The sequence below is a fragment of the Ardenticatenales bacterium genome (genome assembly GCA_020634515.1).
In the GTDB taxonomy this organism is placed as follows: domain Bacteria; phylum Chloroflexota; class Anaerolineae; order Promineifilales; family Promineifilaceae; genus JAGVTM01.
In genome coordinates, this window is record JACKBL010000001.1 from 312,257 (window position 1) to 332,695 (window position 20,439).

The following is a 20,439-nucleotide window of genomic DNA, read 5'->3' on the forward strand; positions in this document are numbered from 1 at the left end:
GGAGGAATCACTTCATGACCCAGATACCCGCCGGGAACTTGAGCGCCGCTGACAAGCGTGCCCTGCTGGCCCAAATGTTGCAAGAGAAAGCCAGCAAAAGAAGCTATCCCCTTTCCTTTGCTCAGCGCCGCTTTTGGTTCTTTGACCAGTTCGATCCTGGTGATCCGTCGCTAAACATTCTTTACGCCATTCGCTTCTCTGGCCCCATTAACCTGGCTGCCCTGGAGAAAAGCGCCAACGAGATTTTGCGCCGCCACACCATTTTACGCGCGCGCATTGTTGTCCGCGACGACCAACCGGTGCAAATCATTGCCCCATTCCAGCCGCTCACTATCGAAGTCGTGGACCGGCAAAGCGTTCCCGTTGTGGAGCGGGACGCCGAAGTTCGGCGACTCACCCTGGCCGAAGCCCGCACCCGCTTCGACCTGGCCGCCGGGCCGCTGCTGCGCATACGCCTGATCCGCTTCAGCCCTACCGAGCATGTCGGCTTCATCAACATGCACCATACCATCACCGACGGCGTCTCCATGGAGTTGTTCACCCGTGAACTGGGCATCCTCTACGCGGCCTTCACTGCTAACCAGGCGTCGCCGCTGCCCGATTTGCCCTTGCAGTACGTGGACTTTGCCCATCGCCAGCGGCAACAGTGGCAAAGCGGCCAGATGGCGGACCAACTTGCCTACTGGAAAAAACAACTAGAGGGGGACCTGCCTATTCTGGATTTGCCCACCGACCGGCCCCGTCCCCCCTTCCGCTCTTCCAATGGCGCCACCAAATACTTTTATTTGTCGTCGCGGTTGACCGAAGCCATTAAACGCCTTAGCCGCCAGGAAGGCTGTACGCCATTTGTCGTGCTGCTGGCTGCTTTCAAAACGTTGCTGTATCGCTATACGGGACAATCCGACATCCTCGTCGGCACGCCCGTGGCCGGTCGTACCCTGCCTACCGATCAAAACCTCATCGGCCTGTTCACGAACACGCTGGCCTTGCGCACGCAGATTGATAAAACAATCACCTTTCGCCAATTGTTGCGGCGCGTCCGTGAAACGACCCTGTCTGCCCTGGCCAACCAGGAATTCCCCTTTGAGCAGTTGGTGGATGAACTGCAAGTCAACCGCGATCCCAGCCACCCGCCTGTGTTTCAGGTGATGTTTGTCTCTCGCACTGCCCGCCCCAAGGCGCAGAAGATTGCCGGCCTCACGCTACACGCCCTGGAGACGGACACCGGGGCGGCGCTGGTGGATCTCAGCCTGGTCACCTGGGAGACGGAAGCAGGGCAGTTGGTGGCGTTTGAATACAACACCGATCTCTTCGATGAAAGCACGGTTGACCGTTTTTTCGTCCACTATCAAAACTTGTTGCAGGGTGCGGTGGACGATCCGCGGCACCTGCTGCTGCGTCTGCCGATGCTCACATCCGCCGAACAACAGCAACTGCTGTGGGAGTGGAATGATACAGACGCCGACTATGACCGCGACGTGTGCGTGCACCAGTTGTTTGAGCAGGCTGTCGCCCGCGCGCCGCACCGCACCGCCGTCGTTTGGGGGGCGAACGTCGCTGTTGGCAGCGAGCGCTGGACGTATGCTGAGTTGAACGAACGCGCTAACAAACTGGCTCACCACCTGCGCCGCCTGGGCGTGGGGCCAGAAACGCCTGTAGGCATTTACGTGGAGCGTTCGCTGGAAATGATTCTGGCTGTCCTGGCTGTGCTGAAAGCCGGCGGCGCTTACGTCCCCCTAGACCCCATCCACCCGCCTGAGCGGCTGGCTTTTATTTGCCAGGATGCCGGCATTGCCCTCCTCCTCACCCAGACCCACCTGGCCGGCAAACTGCCCTTACCTGAACGCCCCGTGCTCCATCTGGACGCCGACTGGCCGCGAATCGCCCAGGAAAGCGACCAAAATCCGCCAAACATCTCTCGCCCGGAACACCTGGTTTACATCGTCTACACCTCTGGCTCCACCGGTCAGCCCAAGGGCGTTATGCTGGAGCATGGCAATTTGCGCCACGCCTATTACGGCTGGCAACAGCTTTACCAACTGGGCCGGCAGCCGCTGCGCCATTTGCAGATGGCCAGCTTTTCCTTTGATGTATTCTCCGGCGACCTGACGCGCGCCCTTTGCTCCGGTGATACGCTGGTCTTGTGTCCCCGCGAAACGCTGCTGCAGCCGGACAAACTGGCGCAGTTGATTGTGACCGAAAACATCACGGCGGCGGAATTTGTGCCGGCAGTGCTGCGCCTCCTCGTGGCCCATTTGGAGCAAAACGGCGGCGACCTGCGCCAGTTCCACTTCCTGTCCGTGGGGTCCGATGCCTGGCACGTGCGTGATCACCGTTGCACTCAGCAGTTGTGCGGTCCCCACACCATTTTCGCCAACACTTACGGCGTCACCGAAGCCACCATTGACAGCTCCTACTTTCGCCACTCCACCGACACCCTCAGCGATGACCAGATCACGCCCATAGGCCGCCCTTACCCCAACGTGCGCCTCTACGTCCTGGACGACGCCTTGCAGCCTGTGCCGGCAGGTGTTGCCGGCGAACTGTATATCGGCGGCGCCGGCGTGGGCCGAGGCTACACCAACCGCCCCGATCTCACCGATACCCGCTTTATGCCTAACCCCTTCCTCCCCGGTGAGCAATTATACAAGACCGGCGATCTGGCCCGCTTCCTGCCGGCAAACGGCCATTCCGCAAACGAGCCTTCGACGCTTGCCGGCCACATCGCTTTTCTGGGGCGGGCTGATTTCCAGGTGAAGATTCGCGGTTTCCGCGTCGAATTGGGTGAAATTGAAGCCGCCCTGCAGCAGCACGAGAAGGTGCAAACGGCAACCGTCGTTGATTTCCAGAGTGAAACGGGCGACAGACGGCTGGTGGCCTACATTGTCCCGGCATCCGACATGATCCCTGCCACCGATGAACTGTTTGCCTTTCTCCAAAAACGCCTGCCAGACTACATGCTTCCGGGCCATTATGTCACCCTAAGCCAACTGCCCCTCAGCCCCAACGGCAAGATCAATCGCCGCCAACTACCTGTTCCCGATCTCTCCAGCCGCCCCCAGGTAGCTCAACCCTATGTCGCCCCGCGCACCCTGGCCGAAGAAGTGCTGGCGGAGCTATTTGGCAAAGTTTTGGGATTGCAGCAGGTTGGCATTCATGACAATTTCTTTGAATTAGGCGGCCATTCGCTGCTGGCGACACAGTTGGCTATTCGCGCCCGCGACACCTTCCAGATTGACCTGCCGCTACGCGCCTTCTTCGAGACGCCCTCCATTGCCGGATTGGCGGTAGCCGTGGAAGAGGCCCTGATTGAAAAGCTGGAAACGCTCTCTGAAGAGGAAGCTGCTTTGCTCCTCTCCTCATAGCCTTGTCCGCACGGGAATTCCTTTATGACTGCTTCTCCCCTCTCTTCCTCCGTTGCCAATCTGGTGCGCCAGCCGTTGTCGCCGCCGCGGCAGCGCGCCTGGTTCCTGTATCAACTGTATCCCGGCAACCCCACCCAACACGTCGTGGGCGCCGTAGAACTGGATGGCCCGCTGCACATCGCGCGGCTGCAAGCCAGCGCGAACGTTTTGCTCCGCCGCTATCTCCCGCTGCGCGCCGCTTGCATCACCGTCGATGACCAACCGACGTGGCAGGAAACAGCGATAGATACCGTTTCGCTGCCGGTGACGGACCTGACGCACCTGGATGCTGTTGCCCAGGCAGATGCGATAGAGGATATTTTGCGTCGGGCGGCGCGGCAGCCTTTTGATTTGGAACACGCTCCTTTGTGGCGCGCCGAATTGCTGCGTCTGGGGGCGGAGAGGCACCTCCTCTGGCTGGCGGCGCACCGCCTGGTAGCGGATGAGGCGTCGCTGCCGGCATTGTGGTCAGAATGGGCCGTCCTTTACGCCGCAACAGCGCCGGAAGAGCGGGGCGGGACCTCTGGCGCGGCAACTTTGCCCTCCTTTCCCCACGAGGCGACCCTGACGTACTGGCAGCAGCAGTTACAGGGCCATCAGCCGCTGCTGGAACTGCCGCTGGATCATGCTCGTCCGGCTATGCCGGCATTTGAAACAACGACCTACGCCTGGCAATTACCCGCCGCGACAGAGACGTCTCTCCGCCGCTTTAGCGCCGCTGAAAACATCCCCCTGCCCACCCTGCTGCTCTCCGCCTGGCTGGCCTTGCTCGTTCGCTACACCAACCAGCACGATCTTACTGTGGGCCTGCCCACTGCCTATCCGGTGCCGGAGGAGGAGCATTCCCTGCCGCGACAGGACTACCTACCCGTGCGCCTCCAACTGCCCGTGGATGCCGGTGGCGCGTCCACAGCATCCTTTCGCTGGCTGACGCACCGCACGGCCGCGACGTTGCAGGCCAACGCCGCTCACCCCATACCCCTGGCTTCCCTGTTGCCCCACCTGCAAGTTGAAGGGGGGCTAAGCTACGCGCCCCTCTTTCAGGTGACATACGAATGGGCTGCCGCTACTCCCCCCTGGACTAGCGACAACCTGACCTGGCGCTTGCGCCCCGTTGACACAGGTCTCAGCCCGTTTGATCTCAGCCTGCGCGTCCAGGAGACAGACGACGCCCTGACGCTGCACGCTGCCTATGCCGCCCACCTGTTCACAGCGCAGACCAGGGAACATCTGCCGGCCCATTTCGACCGCCTCCTGACCGCTATGTTGGTCGCGCCGGACCAACCCCTGGAGACCCTCCCCTTGCTTACGCCGGCCGAGGAAGAGCGTATCCTGGTCACCTGGAACGATACCGCCACCCCTTACCCCGCCGATGCCCCCCTTGCCGCCCTTTTCGAGGCTCAGGCCACCCGCGTTCCGCGCAAAGTTGCCGTTTCTTTCCCGGAGGGGGAACTGACCTATGCCCAACTGAACGACCGCGCCAATAAACTGGCCCATTATTTACAGCAGCGCGGCGCCGGGCGAAACAGTATCATCGCCATTTATCTGGAACGCTCCCTCGACATGATCGTGTCTATCCTGGCGATCATCAAAGCCGGCGGGGTGTACATGCCGCTGGACGTTTCCTACCCCGCGGAACGGATTGCCTTTATGTTGGCTGATTCTCAGGCGCCCCTCTTGATCAGCCGCGCACACCTGGCGGCGCAGCTTCTGCCACACCGGTCGGCCCTGATTGACCTGGAGAGCGAAGCGGCCGCCATTGACGCCGCAGTCGTTGCTGCCGGCAACAGCAATAACCCCAATTGCCAGACCACCGGCGCCGATCCGGCCTACGTGATGTACACATCTGGCTCCACCGGACAGCCCAAAGGCATCGTCATTCCGCAGCGCGGCGTCAGCCGCCTGGTGCTCCACACCAATTACGTGGCGTTCCATGAAACGGATTGCATTGCCCACCTTTCCAATACCTCCTTCGACGCCGCCACCTTTGAAATCTGGAGCGCTTTGCTGCACGGGGCGCGCCTGGTGGGCATCCCCAAAGAAATGCTGCTCTCCCCTGTGGCGCTCTCGGCGTATATCGAACAGCAGCAAATCACCGTCATGCTGCTCACCACTTCTCTTTTTAACCAGTTTGCTTACGATATGCCACGCCTGTTTAGCCCGTTGCGGGCCATCCTTTTTGGCGGCGAAGCAGCAGACCCTGTCGCCGTTCAGCGTGTGCTCCAGCATGATCCGCCGCCACAAGTCATCAATGTCTACGGACCAACTGAAAGCACCACCTATGCCTCCTTCTATCAGGTGTCGCCCACGGGCGCACCCCTGACCAGTGTGCCTATCGGTACACCTATTGCCAATACGCAGGTGTATGTACTCAATCGCTGCCGACAGCCCGTCCCCGTCGGCGTCGTCGGCGAACTGTACATTGGCGGCGATGGTCTGGCCCAGGGCTACCTGAACCGCCCCGCCCTCACCGCCGCCAGCTTTATCCCCAATCCATTTTCCGATCAGCCCGGCGCCCGCCGCCCTGGTGGCGACCGCCTCTACAAAACGGGCGACCTGGTCCGCTGGCTGCCCTCGGGCGTGCTGGCCTTTGTCGGGCGCAGCGACCATCAGGTTAAGATTCGCGGTTTTCGTATTGAGTTGGACGAAATCGAAGCCGCCCTACGTCGGCATCCCGCCGTGGCCCAGGCGGCCGTCCTGGCCCATGAGGATCGGCGGCAGGGAATGACAACGGCATCGAAAGGGAAATACCTGACCGCCTACGTGGTGCCGCGGGCGGACGTCACGCCCACCGCCCTGCGCGATTATTTACAGGCGCGGCTACCTGATTACATGGTTCCTCCCTTTGTGCTTTTTCTGGATGCTTTTCCCATCACGCCCAACGGCAAACTAGATCGGCGGGCGCTGCCGCGCCCCGACGTGGGCGCGGCCGGCCGTGATGACTTCGCGCCGCCGCGCACGACCGGCGAAAAAGCATTGGCCGGCATCTGGTCCGCCGTCCTCGGATTGGATGACGTGAGCATTCACGACCCGTTTCTGGAAATTGGCGGACATTCGCTGGCCGCCGTGCGCGTCATCGCTCGCGTGCGCGACGTTTTTGGCGTTGACCTGGCCCTGCCAGACATTTTTAGTCGCCCCACTATTGCTGACCTCGCGGCGCATTTGGATGCTTGCGTGCAGACTGCCCGCGCCAGCCGCTACTCGCCTATTACGCCTCTGAGCCAGACGGCGCAACTACCGCTCTCTTTTGCTCAGCAGCGCCTCTGGTTCTGGCAGCAGCTTATGCCCGACAGCACCGCTTACAACCAGATATTTGCCGTTCGCCTTACCGGTCAACTGCACATCGCCGCCCTGCACCAGACGCTAAACGAGATCATTGCTCGCCACAATACGCTGCGCACGACCTTCCATAGCGACAATGGGCAGCCGTGTGCCCGGTTGCAGCCCGTTGGCGACTATCCTCTGCCGCTGACCGATCTCTCTCATGAACCGGCGCCGGCGCAGGCGCGGCAGGTGCAGGTGCGTATCGCGGCGGATGCCTCTCAGGTGTTCGATCTGGAGCGCGGGCCACTGATCCGTTTTCAACTGCTGCGATTGGGCGCGGAGGCGCATGTGCTGCTGATTAATGTGCATCACATTGTCATGGATGGCTGGTCGGTCGAGATTTTTACGCAAGATATGGCGGCGCTGTATGCGGCTTTTTGCCGGCAGGAAACGCCCAACCTGTCTCCTCTTCCCATCCAATACGCCGACTTTGCCCGCTGGCAGCAGGAGTGGGTTGCCCAAAGCGGCGATATCCAGCGCCAGTTTGCCTACTGGACCGAAAAGTTGGGTCTGAATCCGCCATCTCTTGATCTGCCCGCTGACCGCCCTCGCCCCGCCCTGCCGGCATTTCAAGGCGGCATCCACAACTTTGCGCTTGACGCTGCGCTCAGCCAGCAGTTGCGCCAGGTGGGGCAGGTCGCCGGCTGTTCCTTGTTTATGACCCTGCTTTCCACCTGGCATGCGCTGTTCTATTTGTACACGCATCAAGACCAGATTCGCATTGGCACGCCTGTGGCCGGGCGCAACCAGCCAGAAGTAGAGCGGTTGATCGGGTTGTTTGTCAATGTGCTGGTGCTGGCGGCTGATTTCCACCACAAGCCCAATTTCCATGAACTGCTGACACAGGTGCAGCGCGCTACGCTGGAAGCGTATGAAAACCAGGATGTCCCCTTTGACAAGCTGGTGGAACGGCTGCAAACAAAGCGAGACAACAGCGGGCAGCCGTTGTTTCAGGTCATGTTCACTTTTCAGGACTGGTTGGAAGAGGTGCGGGAACTGCCCGGCGTACGCATGGAAATGATGCCGGCATTCAACCCCAACGTCAAATTCGATCTTTCGATTGGCATGTGGGCTGAAGCCGGCGAGCTGCGCGGCCGCATCGAATACAACAGCGACATCTTCAATCCGGAAACCCTGGCGCGCATGACCGCGCAATGGACTCGTCTCCTCGCCCAACTCCTGGCTGCCCCCGAGCAGCCCATCGCGGCCCACGCCCTGTCTACCGAAACCGAAATAGCCCAATACCAACAATTAGCCGCGCGGTTGACCCAGCATCCCGCCGTACAGGATGCCGGCATCCTTCCCTGGCGCGACACCCCCACCTCACCTTACTTAATCGCCTACCTCCTCCTCCACCCCGGTCAGATGCTGCCCACCATTGCCACCCTGCGTCTCCACTTGCAACAACAGGGCTGGCATGGACCGCTGCCGGCTGATCTGGTTCAGGTCGGCCAGATTTTGCGCCATCCCGATGGTCGTCTGGATCGGGCGACGCTGCCCGCTCCGCCTCCTCCCGCGCCAACCGGCCAACCAGACGCAGCTCCTGCGCCGCCCGCCGAAACACTCGCCCATCAGCAGGCCCGGCTGGATGAAAAACGCGCCCAACTTTCCGATAACAAACGGGCGCTGCTGCAAAAATTGCTGCGCAAAGCCGTTGATTTGCCTCCTGCCGCCCCGGTCACTATTCCCCGCCGCCCGGCGGATGCCGCGGCTTCCGCCACCATCCCCCTTTCTTTTGCCCAGCAGCGGCTGTGGTTCTTTCACCAGCTAGAGCCAGACAGCCCGTTTTACAACATTCCCGTGGTTGTGCGCCTGCGGCGGCGGTTGGATGTGCCGGCATTGCAGCGCAGCATCAACGCCATCATCCGCCGCCATGAAAGCCTGCGCACGACCTTCGCCCTGGTCGATCAACAGCCCGTGCAGGTTGTCCGGCCAGAACTGGAAATATCCCTGGCCGTCTTCCCCATCTCCGGGCAGACGCCCGCCGAGCGTGAAGCCCACGCCCAGGCCCAAATCAATGAGGCCGTGCGCCGTCCTTTCCAGATCCAGCACGAACCCCTGGTCCGCGCCAATCTCTACCAGTTAGCAGCGGATGATGCCATCCTGCTGATCAACATCCATCACATTGTGGCTGATGGCTGGTCGCTGGGTATTTTCGTGCGCGAGCTGACCGCTTTCTACAACGCCTACACCAATAATCGTCCTCCTGCCAGTCTGCCAGACCTGCCCGTGCAGTATGCCGATTACGCCATCTGGCAGCGGCAGTGGCTGTCTGGAGAGGTACGGCAAAAGCAGCTTGATTATTGGGCGAACCAGTTGCGGGGCGAACTCGCCCCGCTGGCCTTACCCACCGATCGCCCCCGCCCGGCCGCGCAGACTTACAATGGAACCATCTACAGCTTTGCCGTGCCTCGCCCGCTGCTGGAATCGCTGAAACAGATGGGGCAGCAGGAGAACGCTTCCCTGTTCATGATGCTGCTCACGGCTTTCACCGGGCTGCTGCATCGCTACACCAACCAGACAGACATCCTCGTCGGCGCACCCATCGCCGGTCGCAGCCGACAGGAATTGGAGCCGCTAATCGGCTTTTTTGTTAACACGCTGCCGCTGCGCTTCAATCTTGAAGCCGACCCCAGTTTTCGGTCGCTGCTACAGCAGGTGCGCCAGGTGACGCTGGATGCTTACGCCAATCAGGATTTGCCCTTCGAACAATTAGTCGAGGCCCTGCGCCCGGTGCGCGATCCCAGCCGTTCTCCGCTCTTCCAGGTCATGTTCTCCCTGGAAGATCAGTTCTCCAGTGCCGCTTTCCAGACGCCGGACATCTCTGTATCTCAGATAGAGCTAAACACAGAGACGGCCAAGTTCGATCTGACCCTGTTCGTTTCGGAGATGAGCGATGGACTGCACGCCGTGTTTGAATACAACACCGACCTGTTCGATGCCGGCACTATCACCCGCATGGCCGCCCACTTTCAGAATCTCCTGCAAGGCATAGTCGTCGCTCCGGATCGTCCGCTGGCCTCTCTCCCGCTGATCACGCCGCGGGAAGAGCAGCTTATCGCCGCCTGGAATGACACCGCTACAGACTACCCACGGGAAGCGGGATTGGCTGCCCTCTTTGAAGCCCAGGTCGCCCGGCGACCCCACAAAACTGCCGTCTCCTTCCCCAGTAGCCAGCTTACTTACCAGGAACTCAACCAACGGGCCAACCAACTGGCCCATTATTTGCGACGCCTGGGCGTCCGTCGCCGCACACCTGTGGCTATTTTCCTGCAACGTTCGCCAGAAATGATTGTAGCCACGTTAGCCATCATCAAGGCGGGTGGGGTCTACGTCCCGCTGGATCCCACCTATCCCGCCGAGCGATTGGCTTTTATGCTCGCCGACGTCGGCGCACCCATCGTACTCACGAACGACGTCCTGGTGGCGCAAATCAGTGACCATCTGCCGCCGCAAACACGCCCGGTCAATTTGGATGCCGCCGCCATCGCTATTGCCGCCGCCGACGACCAGAATCCTGACCACCAGGCCACCGCCGCCGATGTCGCTTACGTGATGTACACCTCCGGCTCTACCGGGCAGCCCAAGGGTATCATCATCCCTCAACAAGCCATTAACCGGTTGGTTTTCCATACCAACTATATTCAGTTTGGTCCCGACGATCGCCTGGCGCACGTTTCCAATACCTCTTTTGACGCGGCTACGTTTGAGATTTGGGGCGCGTTGCTGCATGGCGGGCAGTTGGTAGGCGTTCCTCAAGAACTGCTGCTGTCGCTGCCCGACTTCGTCGCTTACCTGCGGGAGCAAGGCGTGACGGCCATGTTTCTGACGGCGACACTGTTCAACCAGATTGCTTACGAGCAGCCTGGAGCATTTGCTACCGTGCGTAATGTGCTGTTTGGGGGCGAAGCCGCTGATCCCGTCGCCGTACGCCGCGTATTGCGGCACAATCCGCCTCCCCGTCTGCTCAACGCCTATGGGCCGACGGAAAGCACCACTTTTGCCGCCTGGTACCTGGTACAGCCTACAGACGCCGCCGCTGCCGCTATTCCCATTGGCCGGCCTTTGAGCAATACCACGCTGCATGTATTGAACGCGCACGGACAGCCCGTGCCGGCAGGCGTACTCGGAGAACTCTATATTGGCGGCGATGGCCTGGCTCTAGGGTACCTGAATCGTCCCGAACTGACCGCCGGGCGTTTTGTGCCTGACCCATTTGCCGGCAGCCCTGACGCTCGCCGCCTCTACCGCACCGGGGACTGGGTGCGCTACGACCTGGCCGGGCGCATTACTTACGTCGGGCGTATTGACCAGCAGGTAAAGATTCGCGGTTTTCGCATAGAGTTAGGCGAAATTGAAGCCGTCCTGCGCGCCCACGCCGCCGTCTCTCAGGCTGCCGTGCTGGCCCATCAGGACGATCAACGCGGCAAATACCTGGCTGCCTACATCGTACCACAGCAAGAGACGACGCCGGCAGACCTGCGCGCTTATTTACAGGAACGTCTGCCGGCATACATGGTCCCCGCCTTTTACCTTTTCCTGGATGCCTTCCCCATCACGCCCAACGGCAAACTAGACTGGCGCGCCTTGCCGCTGCCGGACTTCAGCGAAACCGATGCGGATACATACGTCGCGCCGCGCAGCGAAACAGAAGCCAGGCTGGCCCAACTGTGGGGCGAGTCGCTGGGTATGGAGCGTGTCGGCATCCACGACAACTTCTTTGAAATCGGCGGTCACTCCCTGATTGCCACCAAAATCGTCTCCCGCATCCGGCAGCAGTTCCAGGTGGAGATGCCACTGCGCCGCATTTTTGAGGCCCCCACCATCGCCGCCCTATCCGGCCTGCTGGAGCAGGCGCTGTCTGGCGCGCCGGCGGAAATGATCGCGCTGGAAGCTAGCGAAGATACCACGCCGCCGCCCCTCTCCTTCGCCCAGCAGCGGCTCTGGTTCCTGGACCAGTTAAACCCAGGCATTCCTTTCTACAACATGCCCCTGGCGGTTTCCTTACGCGGCGTACTCGACGTGCCGGCATTGAGAGAAAGCCTGAACAGTCTGATCGCCCGGCATAACACCCTGCGCACCACCTTCAGCGGCGCAGCAGAGGCCGTCTGCCAGGTCGTCGCCGCGCCGGCGCCGCGGGACCTGCCTCTGCTAGACCTGACGACGCTGCCGCCGATAGAGCGGCAGCCTGTCGCGTGGCAGCACATTCAAGCAGACGCGCGGCAACCGTTTGATTTATCCCGTGGGCCACTGCTGCGGTTCCAGCTTTTCCGGTTGGCGCATGACGAACATATTCTGTACCTGAACATGCACCATATCATCTCTGATGGCTGGTCCATGCAAATCCTGGTGAACGAATTGATCCATTATTACCGGGCGTATGCCAGCGGTCAGCCGGCGCACCTGCCGCCGCTGCCGCTGCAATATGGGGATTTCGCTCGCTGGCAGCGGCGCTGGCTGCAAGGAGACGTTCTGGCAAGGCAGTTGGCTTACTGGAAAGATCGGCTGGGCGGGGAACCGCGGGCGCTTGCCCTGCCAACCGACCGTCCCCGCCCCCCTATACAGACTTACAATGGAGCTTCCTATGAATTTACCCTCTCCCCTGACCTGACGGCTGCCTTAAATCGCCTCAGCCAGCAGCAGGGGGCTACCTTGTTTATGACCCTGCTGGCTGCCTTCAAAACCTGGCTACATCGCTACACCCACCAGACCGACATTGTCGTCGGTTCCCCCATTGCCAACCGCAACCGGCGCGAGATAGAAGATCTGATCGGCTTTTTTGTAAATACGCTTGCTTTGCGCACCGATTTGAGCGGCAACCCTTCGTTTCTGGCGTTGCTGGAACGAGTGAGAGAAGTAACGCTCGGCGCTTATATGCACCAGGACCTGCCCTTTGAGAAGCTGGTGGAAGAACTACATCCAGAACGGGATTTGAGCCGCTCATCGCTCTTTCAAGTGATGTTTGTGTTGCAAAACATGGCCGAGTCTGGAATGGCGGCAGCCTCGCTGCCAGAACTGATAATCTCCCTGCTGCCTGTTGAAAGCCAGACGGCCAAGTTTGATTTAACGCTGAACATGGTGGAGATGGATGCCGGCATTCTCGCCACCTTCATCTACAACACCGATCTGTTCGATCAGACCACCGTCAAGCGCATGTCCCGCCACTTCACCAACCTGCTTGCCGCTATTGTCGCCGCGCCCCACCACACGCTCTCCCAGTTCGATCTGCTGCATCCCGACGAACGGCGGCAACTCTTGCGCACCTGGAACGCTACCGCCGTTGATTATCCGCTAGATACAACCTTCCCTCAACTGCTGGCGGCGCAGGTTGAGCGCACACCGCAAGCCATCGCCGCTGTTGACGAGCAACCGCCGGCATCCGGCGGACAACCGCCGGCATCCGGCGGACAACCGCCGGCATCCGGTCAACGCCAACTTACCTACGCCGAATTGAACCACCAGGCTAACCAACTGGCCCATCACCTGCGCCGCCTGGGCGTCTCCGCCGAGGTCCCCGTCGCCGTTTGTCTGGATCGCTCTCTGGAAATGCTCATCACCCTGCTGGCTATCCTCAAAGCCGGCGGCGCTTACGTGCCCCTGGAACACAACTTCCCGCCGGAGCGTCTGGCCTACATTCTGGAAGATACCGCCGCCCCCCTGCTTATCACCCGCCGCGACCTGGCCGACCTGTTTCCCCATTATTCAGGCTCCTGCCTTTACGTGGACGATCTCCCTGCCGCTGCACCGCAACGCCTCACCGCTGCCGCTGATCTCGAAAACCCGACCTATCTCCCCGGCCCCTCGGACATCGCCTACATTATTTACACTTCCGGCTCCACCGGGAAGCCTAAGGGCGTCATGATCTCTCACCGCTCCCTGTCCAACTACCTCCTGTGGATTTCGGCGCAGTTTTCGACAGAAGTGGATACCGTCGTTGCCAGCACCAGCTTCACCTTCGACGCCTCCATTAAGCAACTTTTTGCCCCGCTGCTCACCGGTCGCGCCATCTGGCTCATCCCCACCAGCGTGGTCAGTCAGCCAGATCGTTTGCTCGATTTACTGGCAACGCGCCAACGCCTCCTCTTTAACAGTGTCCCGGCTCTGTGGCAGGCGATGATGGAGGAACTGGATAGCCGCTTCCGCCAGTTGGACATTCGCCAACTCGTTACCGGCGGCGAGGCCCTGCCCGCCCCCCTGGTGCAGGCAACCATGCGCCGCTTCCCCGATCTGCCTATCTGGAACCTCTACGGCCCCACCGAAATAACTTGTATCGCCAGCGGCGGCCGCGTCACGGATGCTGCGCGCATCACCATTGGCCGCCCGATTGCCAACACCCAGCTTTACATTCTGGACCCCTACGATAACCCCGTGCCGGTAGGCGTAACGGGCGAACTGGTCGTGGGGGGCGCTGGCGTAGCTCGGGGCTATCTAAACCGGCCCGACCTCACCGCTGACCGCTTCCGCCCCAACCCGTTTTCAGACGATCCCGACGCCCGCTTCTACCGCACTGGCGACCTGGTACGCTATCTCCCCGACGGACAGGTCGAATTTCTGGGGCGAATGGATCATCAGGTGAAGATACGCGGGTATCGCATCGAACTGGGGGAAATTGAGGCTGTGCTGCAACAGCACCCGCGAGTGCAGACCGCCATCGTACTGTTGCGCCAGGATCAGGATGCCGGCACAAAATACCTGATCGCTTACCTGATGGCGCCGCGGCAACAAACCATTGATCTGGAGAGCGTGACGGAATTCTTACGCCAGAAGTTGCCCGACTATATGATCCCATCCACCTACGTGCTGCTGGAAAAACTGCCGCTGACCAGCAGTGGCAAGCTCGACCGCCGCAACTTGCCGGCACCGGACAGCTTGCTGCCAGCGCGCTCGCTGACGCCACCGCGCACCCCGGTGGAAGAGATAATTGTAGACATCTGGACGCAGGTTTTGCCGGCATCTCCCATCGGGCGCGACGACAACTTCTTCTCTCTGGGAGGCCATTCCCTCCTGGCAACCCGCGTCATCAACCGCCTACGCCAGACCTTTGCCACTGACCTGCCCCTACGCCTCCTCTTTGAGGAGCCTACAGTCGCCCGCCTGGCTGCCCGCCTGGAGCAGTTCACCGCCGACGCTGACCGCTCCTGGACGCCGATACCCCCTGCGCCGCGCCACCAGCCGTTGCCCCTCTCCTTTGCCCAACAGCGACTCTGGTTCCTGGAGCAGTTTGAACCGGGCAGCGCCTACAACGTCCCCTCGGCCCTACGCCTGTCCGGGCCACTGAACGTTGCCGCTCTGGAGCAGAGCATTGCCACCATCCTCCGTCGCCACGAAATCCTGCGCACCACCTTCACCGTTGCGGATCGCGAACCGGTGCAAGTGATTCACCCACCCCAACCGTTCCGCTTTGAGCCAGATGTGGACGCGGCGCACAGGTGGGTTAATTTGGAGACGCCGGACAACCGGATTTCCCTGGACGACCTGCTGCGCCAGGAGGCCCGCCGCCCCTTTGATCTGGCTCGCGGTCCGCTGTGGCGTACCATGCTGCTGCGCCTGGCGGAAGACGAACATGTGTTGTTCTTTAACATTCATCATATCATCTTCGACGCCTGGTCCAATGACATCCTCCGCCGCGAATTGCTCGCCCATTACCAGGTTTTTGCACAGGGACAGTCGTGGGAAATGCCGGCACTTCCCATTCAATATGCCGATTATGCCGTTTGGCAGCGCCGCCGGTTGGATGAAGCCACCCTGACCGCGCAGCTTACATATTGGCAGCAAAAACTAAGGGTTCGTTCAAAATCAACTTTGGACTTCCCCACAAGCGAGAGTTCCTCCAGCGCATCCGTCGATTCCCAATCTATAAACGGATATGCCCTTCCCACTCTGGAACTACCCACCGACCATCCCCGCCCGCCGTTGGTCACGTTCAACGGCGACATCGCCCGCTTCCACCTGCCCAAAGACCTGTCCAACTCGCTCAAAGCCTTGAGCCAGGCCGAAGGCGTCACCCTCTTCATGACCATGTTGGCAGCCTTCAAAGTCTGGCTCTATCGCCACACCAACCAACCTGACATCATCGTCGGTTCCCCCATTGCCAACCGCACGCACCCTCAGACCGAAGACCTGATCGGCTTCTTTCTCAACACCCTGGTGCTGCGCACCAATCTGGCTGGTGACGCCTCTTTCCGTCAGGCGCTGGCGGCCGTACACGAAACCGCCCTGGAAGCCTACGCCCATCAGGATCTGCCCTTCGAACGCCTGGTAGAGGAACTCCAACCCCGCCGCGATCTCAGTCGCACGCCTTTGTTCCAGGTCATGTTTGTGCTGCGCCACGACACGCCGCCTCCCGGGCAAGACTTACAGATTAACCTTCTACCCATCAATGCCCAAACCGCCAAATTTGACCTGACGCTTTTCCTTAACGACACCGGGCAGGGTCTGGAAGCGGCCATTGAGTACAATACCGACCTGTTTGAGCCGGCTACCATTCAACGCTTCTGGCAGCGTTTTCACACCCTCCTGCAAGGCATCGTAGCTAACCCGGACGCGCCCATTGATCGCCTGCCGCTGCTTCCAGAAGCCGAAAAGGCGCAGCTTGCTGCCTGGAATCAGACGCAAACGCCGCGCCATCCAGCCGAAATGACCCTGCCGCATCTTTTCGCCGCTCAGGTGCAGCGTACACCGGCCGCTCTGGCCGTCACCGATGGGCAAACCTCCCTCACCTATGCCGGGCTGGAGGCGCAGGCAAATCAACTGGCCCATTACTTGCGCCGCCTGGGCGTCCGGGCAGACGTGCCTGTGGCCATCTGCCTGGATCGTTCGTTAGCTCTGACGGTTGGCATTTTGGGCATCCTCAAGGCAGGCGGCGCTTACCTGCCCCTAGACGCCGCCTATCCCGCCGAACGACTGGCCTACATGCTGCAAAACGCCCAGGCCCCCATTCTGATTACGTCAGCAGATATTCTCGCCGCCTTCCAACAGCAACCCCTGCTGGCCGCGGCACTCCGTAGTTGCCAGGTTGTCGTGGCTGACCCACGATGGGAGATCGTCGCTCACGAACCCCGGGAGCCGCTGGAAGCGGGCATTTCTGCCGGCAATCTGCTCTACATCATCTACACCTCCGGCTCCACCGGCCAGCCCAAAGGCGTCGCCATGCCCCACGGCCCGTTAGCCAACCTGATGCACTGGCAGCAACAGCACACCACCCTCGACTATCCCGCCCGCACGCTGCAATTCTCGCCCATCAGTTTCGACGTTTCCTGCCAGGAATTGTTTTTCACCTGGCACTCCGGCGGCACATTGGTGCTGGTCCCCGAAGAAACGCGGCGCGACCCATTGGCCCTGCTCACCTACATGGATGCCATGCGCGTGCAACGCATTTTCATGCCCTTCATCGCCCTGCAAAGCATGGCTGAAGTCGCCTACCGCCTACCCGAAGCCCCCCTGGCCACCTCTCTGCGTGAAATCATCACCGCCGGCGAGCAACTGCAAGTAACTGCGCCCATCATCCACTTTTTTCAGCGACTGCCCGGCTGCGCGCTGCACAACCAGTATGGACCTACAGAAAGCCATGTAGCCACCGCCTTCACATTGACCGGCCCGCCGCGGACGTGGGACGCGCTGCCGCCCATTGGTCGCCCCATTGACAACGCCGCGATTTATCTCCTGGATGGTCAGGGCCAGTCTGTGCCTGTTGGCGTCGTCGGCGAACTTTATATTGGCGGTGATATTCTGGCGCGTGATTACATGGGTCGTCCAGAACTCACCGCCGAACGATTCCAGCGCGATCCATTTGTCGCAGACCCAGCGGCGCGCCTGTACAAAACCGGCGACCTGGCCCGCCGGCGCGTCGATGGCAACCTGGAATACCTGGGGCGCAATGATTTTCAAGTGAAGGTGCGCGGCTATCGCGTTGAACCGGGCGAGATTGAAGCCGTACTTAGCCAGCAGCCAGGGGTGCAAACGGCGGTGGTCCAGGCGTTGCCAGATCGGGCTGGCAACAAGCGGTTGGTGGCCTATCTGCTCAGCGCCTGGCCCGAATCTAAACGGACGGAACTGCCGGCACAACTCCGCCGCGCTCTGCGCCATCGTCTTCCAGATTACATGATCCCAGAACGCTTCGTCCTGTTGGAAGAACTCCCGCTTACGCCCAGCGGCAAAATTGACCGCCGCGCCCTGCCCGCCCCCGACAGCGCCATCGCTGCCGCGCGCGAGTTTGTGCCGCCGCGCGACGCGCTGGAACTACGCCTGGTGCAGTTGTGGCAGCAAACGCTTGCGCGATACCCAATAGGTATCACCGACAATTTCTTTGAATTAGGCGGCCATTCGCTACTGGCCGTGCGTCTGGTGTCCGAAATTCAGGCAAGAACGGGGCGAGAACTCCCGTTAGCCACGTTGTTCCAGCACGCCACGGTGGAGCAATTAGCGCATTTGCTGCGTCAACAGACGACAAGCGCGGCTGGTCTGGCAGAGAATCGTTCCCTGGTTTGTTTGCATCCTGCCGGCAACCGGCCACCCTTCTTTTGCGTTCATCCCGGCGGCGGTCACGTGTTGCCTTACCTCGATCTGGCGCGCAGCCTGGACGATGATCGCCCCTTCTATGGCCTGCAATCTGCCGGCCTTGATGGCGGGGCTGAACCACTGACAGACATTGGCGAGATGGCCTCCCGCTACCTGGCGGAAATCAAGACAGTCCAGCCTGCCGGTCCCTACTATCTGGGCGGCTGGTCTATGGGCGGCATGGTCGCCTTCGAAATGGCGCGGCAGTTGCAGGCAAACAACGAAACCGTGGCGCTCCTGGCGCTCATTGACGTCAGCCAGCCGTCTGCTCCAACTGCCGCCGCTGAATCTAACACTTTCCTGCATTTCTTCGCGCAGGACCTGGGCCTCTCACTGGCCGAACTTCCGCCAACGTTTGCCGGCATGGACAACCGCGAGCAGATAGCCGTTATTTTGGAACGGGCCAAAGCCACCAATAAAATGCCGCCGGATGTAACCATAGACCAGATCGCCCAGATGCTGCGCGTCTTCCAGGCGAATTTTGCCGCCATGCTGTCCTACCGGCCCCAACCCTATGCCGGAACCGTCGTCTTCCTCAATGCGGCCGATAGCCCTAACCGCGACCGGCCAGACCGGGGATGGGCAGCCTGGATTGCCGGGCCGTGGCAGAGCATGGAACTGCCCGGCGACCACTTCAGCCTGGTGCGGCAGCCTCACGTGCAAGCGCTGGCCCGCCAGTTGCGCGCCTGTCTGCCGCAAATGGAAACAGAACAATGAGCCAACACCTCCCCCTGCGCGGCATGGCGGCGTTTCTGGTAGTCTGGTTGGGCCAGGTTGTTTCCTTGATTGGTTCCGGGCTGACCCGCTTTGGTCTAACCCTCTGGGTTCTGGAACACACCGGTTCAGTGACGCAATTCAGCCTGATTTTGTTCTTTTCTGCCTTGCCGGGAGGGCTTATCATCCCCATTGCCGGCGTCCTGAGCGATCGCTTCAATCGCCGTCACCTGATGATCGTCAGCGACACTGTCGCCGCGTTGGGGACAGTAATCGCCTTGTTGCTCATTCTTGGCGGGCGATTGGCGGTGTGGCACATTTACCTGATCACCACCATTCAGACAGCCGCCTCCCTCTTCCAGCGCCCGGCTTACATGGCCAGCGTGCCGCTGCTTGTGCCCCAGGCTCAGCTAGGACGGGCCAGCGGCTTGCTGCAAGTAGCGACGACACTGCCCGACATTATCTCGCCGATTGTGGCCGGGGCCTTGATTGGCTTTATCGGGCTGAATGGCCTGGTAGCGATAGACCTGATCACGTTTTTGTTTGCCCTGGTGACGTTGGCGCTGGTGGTTATTCCCAAACCCGCCCGCAGCCAGGCAGGCGCCGCCGCCGCGCAGGCGTCGTTTGCTCAGGACATCTTTTTTGGCTGGCGCTATATTCGCGCCCGTTCTGGGTTCCTGCAATTGCTGCTCTATGTAGCGGCTATCAATCTGGTATTTGCCATGTTTGAAGCCTTGCTGCCCCCCTTGATTCTCAGCATGGGCGACGAACGTACTCTGGGCATCGTGTTGTCGCTGTTGGGCGCCAGCTTGCTATTGGGTAGTTTGATAATGGCTGCTTGGGGTGGCCCGCGGCGGCGGGTGTTTGGTGTGTTGACGTCTGGCTTTGCGGTTGGCGTCGGCATTTTTGTCCTCGGCTGGCAAACGTCTCCCTGGCTCGTTGCCGGTGTAGGCTTCGTTGCCCTTCTGAGCGTACCCATTATGAGTGGTTGCAGCCAGGCTTTCTGGCTGGAAAAAGTCGAACCCGACATCCAGGGGCGAGTCAGCGGCATCCGTATGGTTGTCGGTACTTCTACTCTGCCGATTGGCTTCCTGCTCGCCGGTCTGTTTGCCGACTACGTCTTTAATCCGCTGCTGACGTCCACGGGGCCGTTGGCCTCTTTGCCCGGCGTCTTCTTTGGTATTGGTCCGCAGCGGGGTATCAGCCTGCTGCTGGTGGTGATTGGCGTTCTTACCATTCTGGTCACCCTGGCAGGACTCTCTTCCGCGCGTCTGCGGCTGCTGGACCGCAGCGCCCCCGACGCCGCCCTCGCCAGCGCAGACTAAAGGACAAACCAACAGTTTGTCCTACCTATCCGCGCCCGCGCCGCCGAGCGGCGTTAGCGTCTCCGCGTGAGACTGTTTTTGAAGCATGGGCGGGTTGCCAACCCGCCCTACGATAG

General features: G+C 60.8%; 3 protein-coding genes. All 3 read left to right on the top strand.

The features are described 5' to 3' along the window. The first annotated feature begins 14 nt into the window (after positions 1-14). Genes H6650_01195 through H6650_01205 form a run of 3 tightly spaced genes read left to right on the top strand, consistent with a single transcriptional unit; the run spans position 15 to position 20,323 of the window. Positions 15-3,365, top strand: a complete 3,351-nt coding sequence (locus H6650_01195; protein MCB8950606.1) for an amino acid adenylation domain-containing protein — start codon at positions 15-17, stop codon at positions 3,363-3,365. 24 nt (positions 3,366-3,389) lie between these two features. After that, positions 3,390-19,001 carry an amino acid adenylation domain-containing protein gene (locus tag H6650_01200; protein MCB8950607.1) on the top strand — a complete coding sequence of 5,204 codons (15,612 nt, stop codon included), beginning with the start codon at positions 3,390-3,392 and terminating at the stop codon, positions 18,999-19,001. After that, complete coding sequence (locus H6650_01205) at positions 18,998-20,323, top strand: MFS transporter (protein ID MCB8950608.1); 1,326 nt, start codon at positions 18,998-19,000, stop codon at positions 20,321-20,323. Before H6650_01200 ends, H6650_01205 begins: the two co-directional genes overlap by 4 nt. Positions 20,324-20,439: the final 116 nt, after the last annotated feature.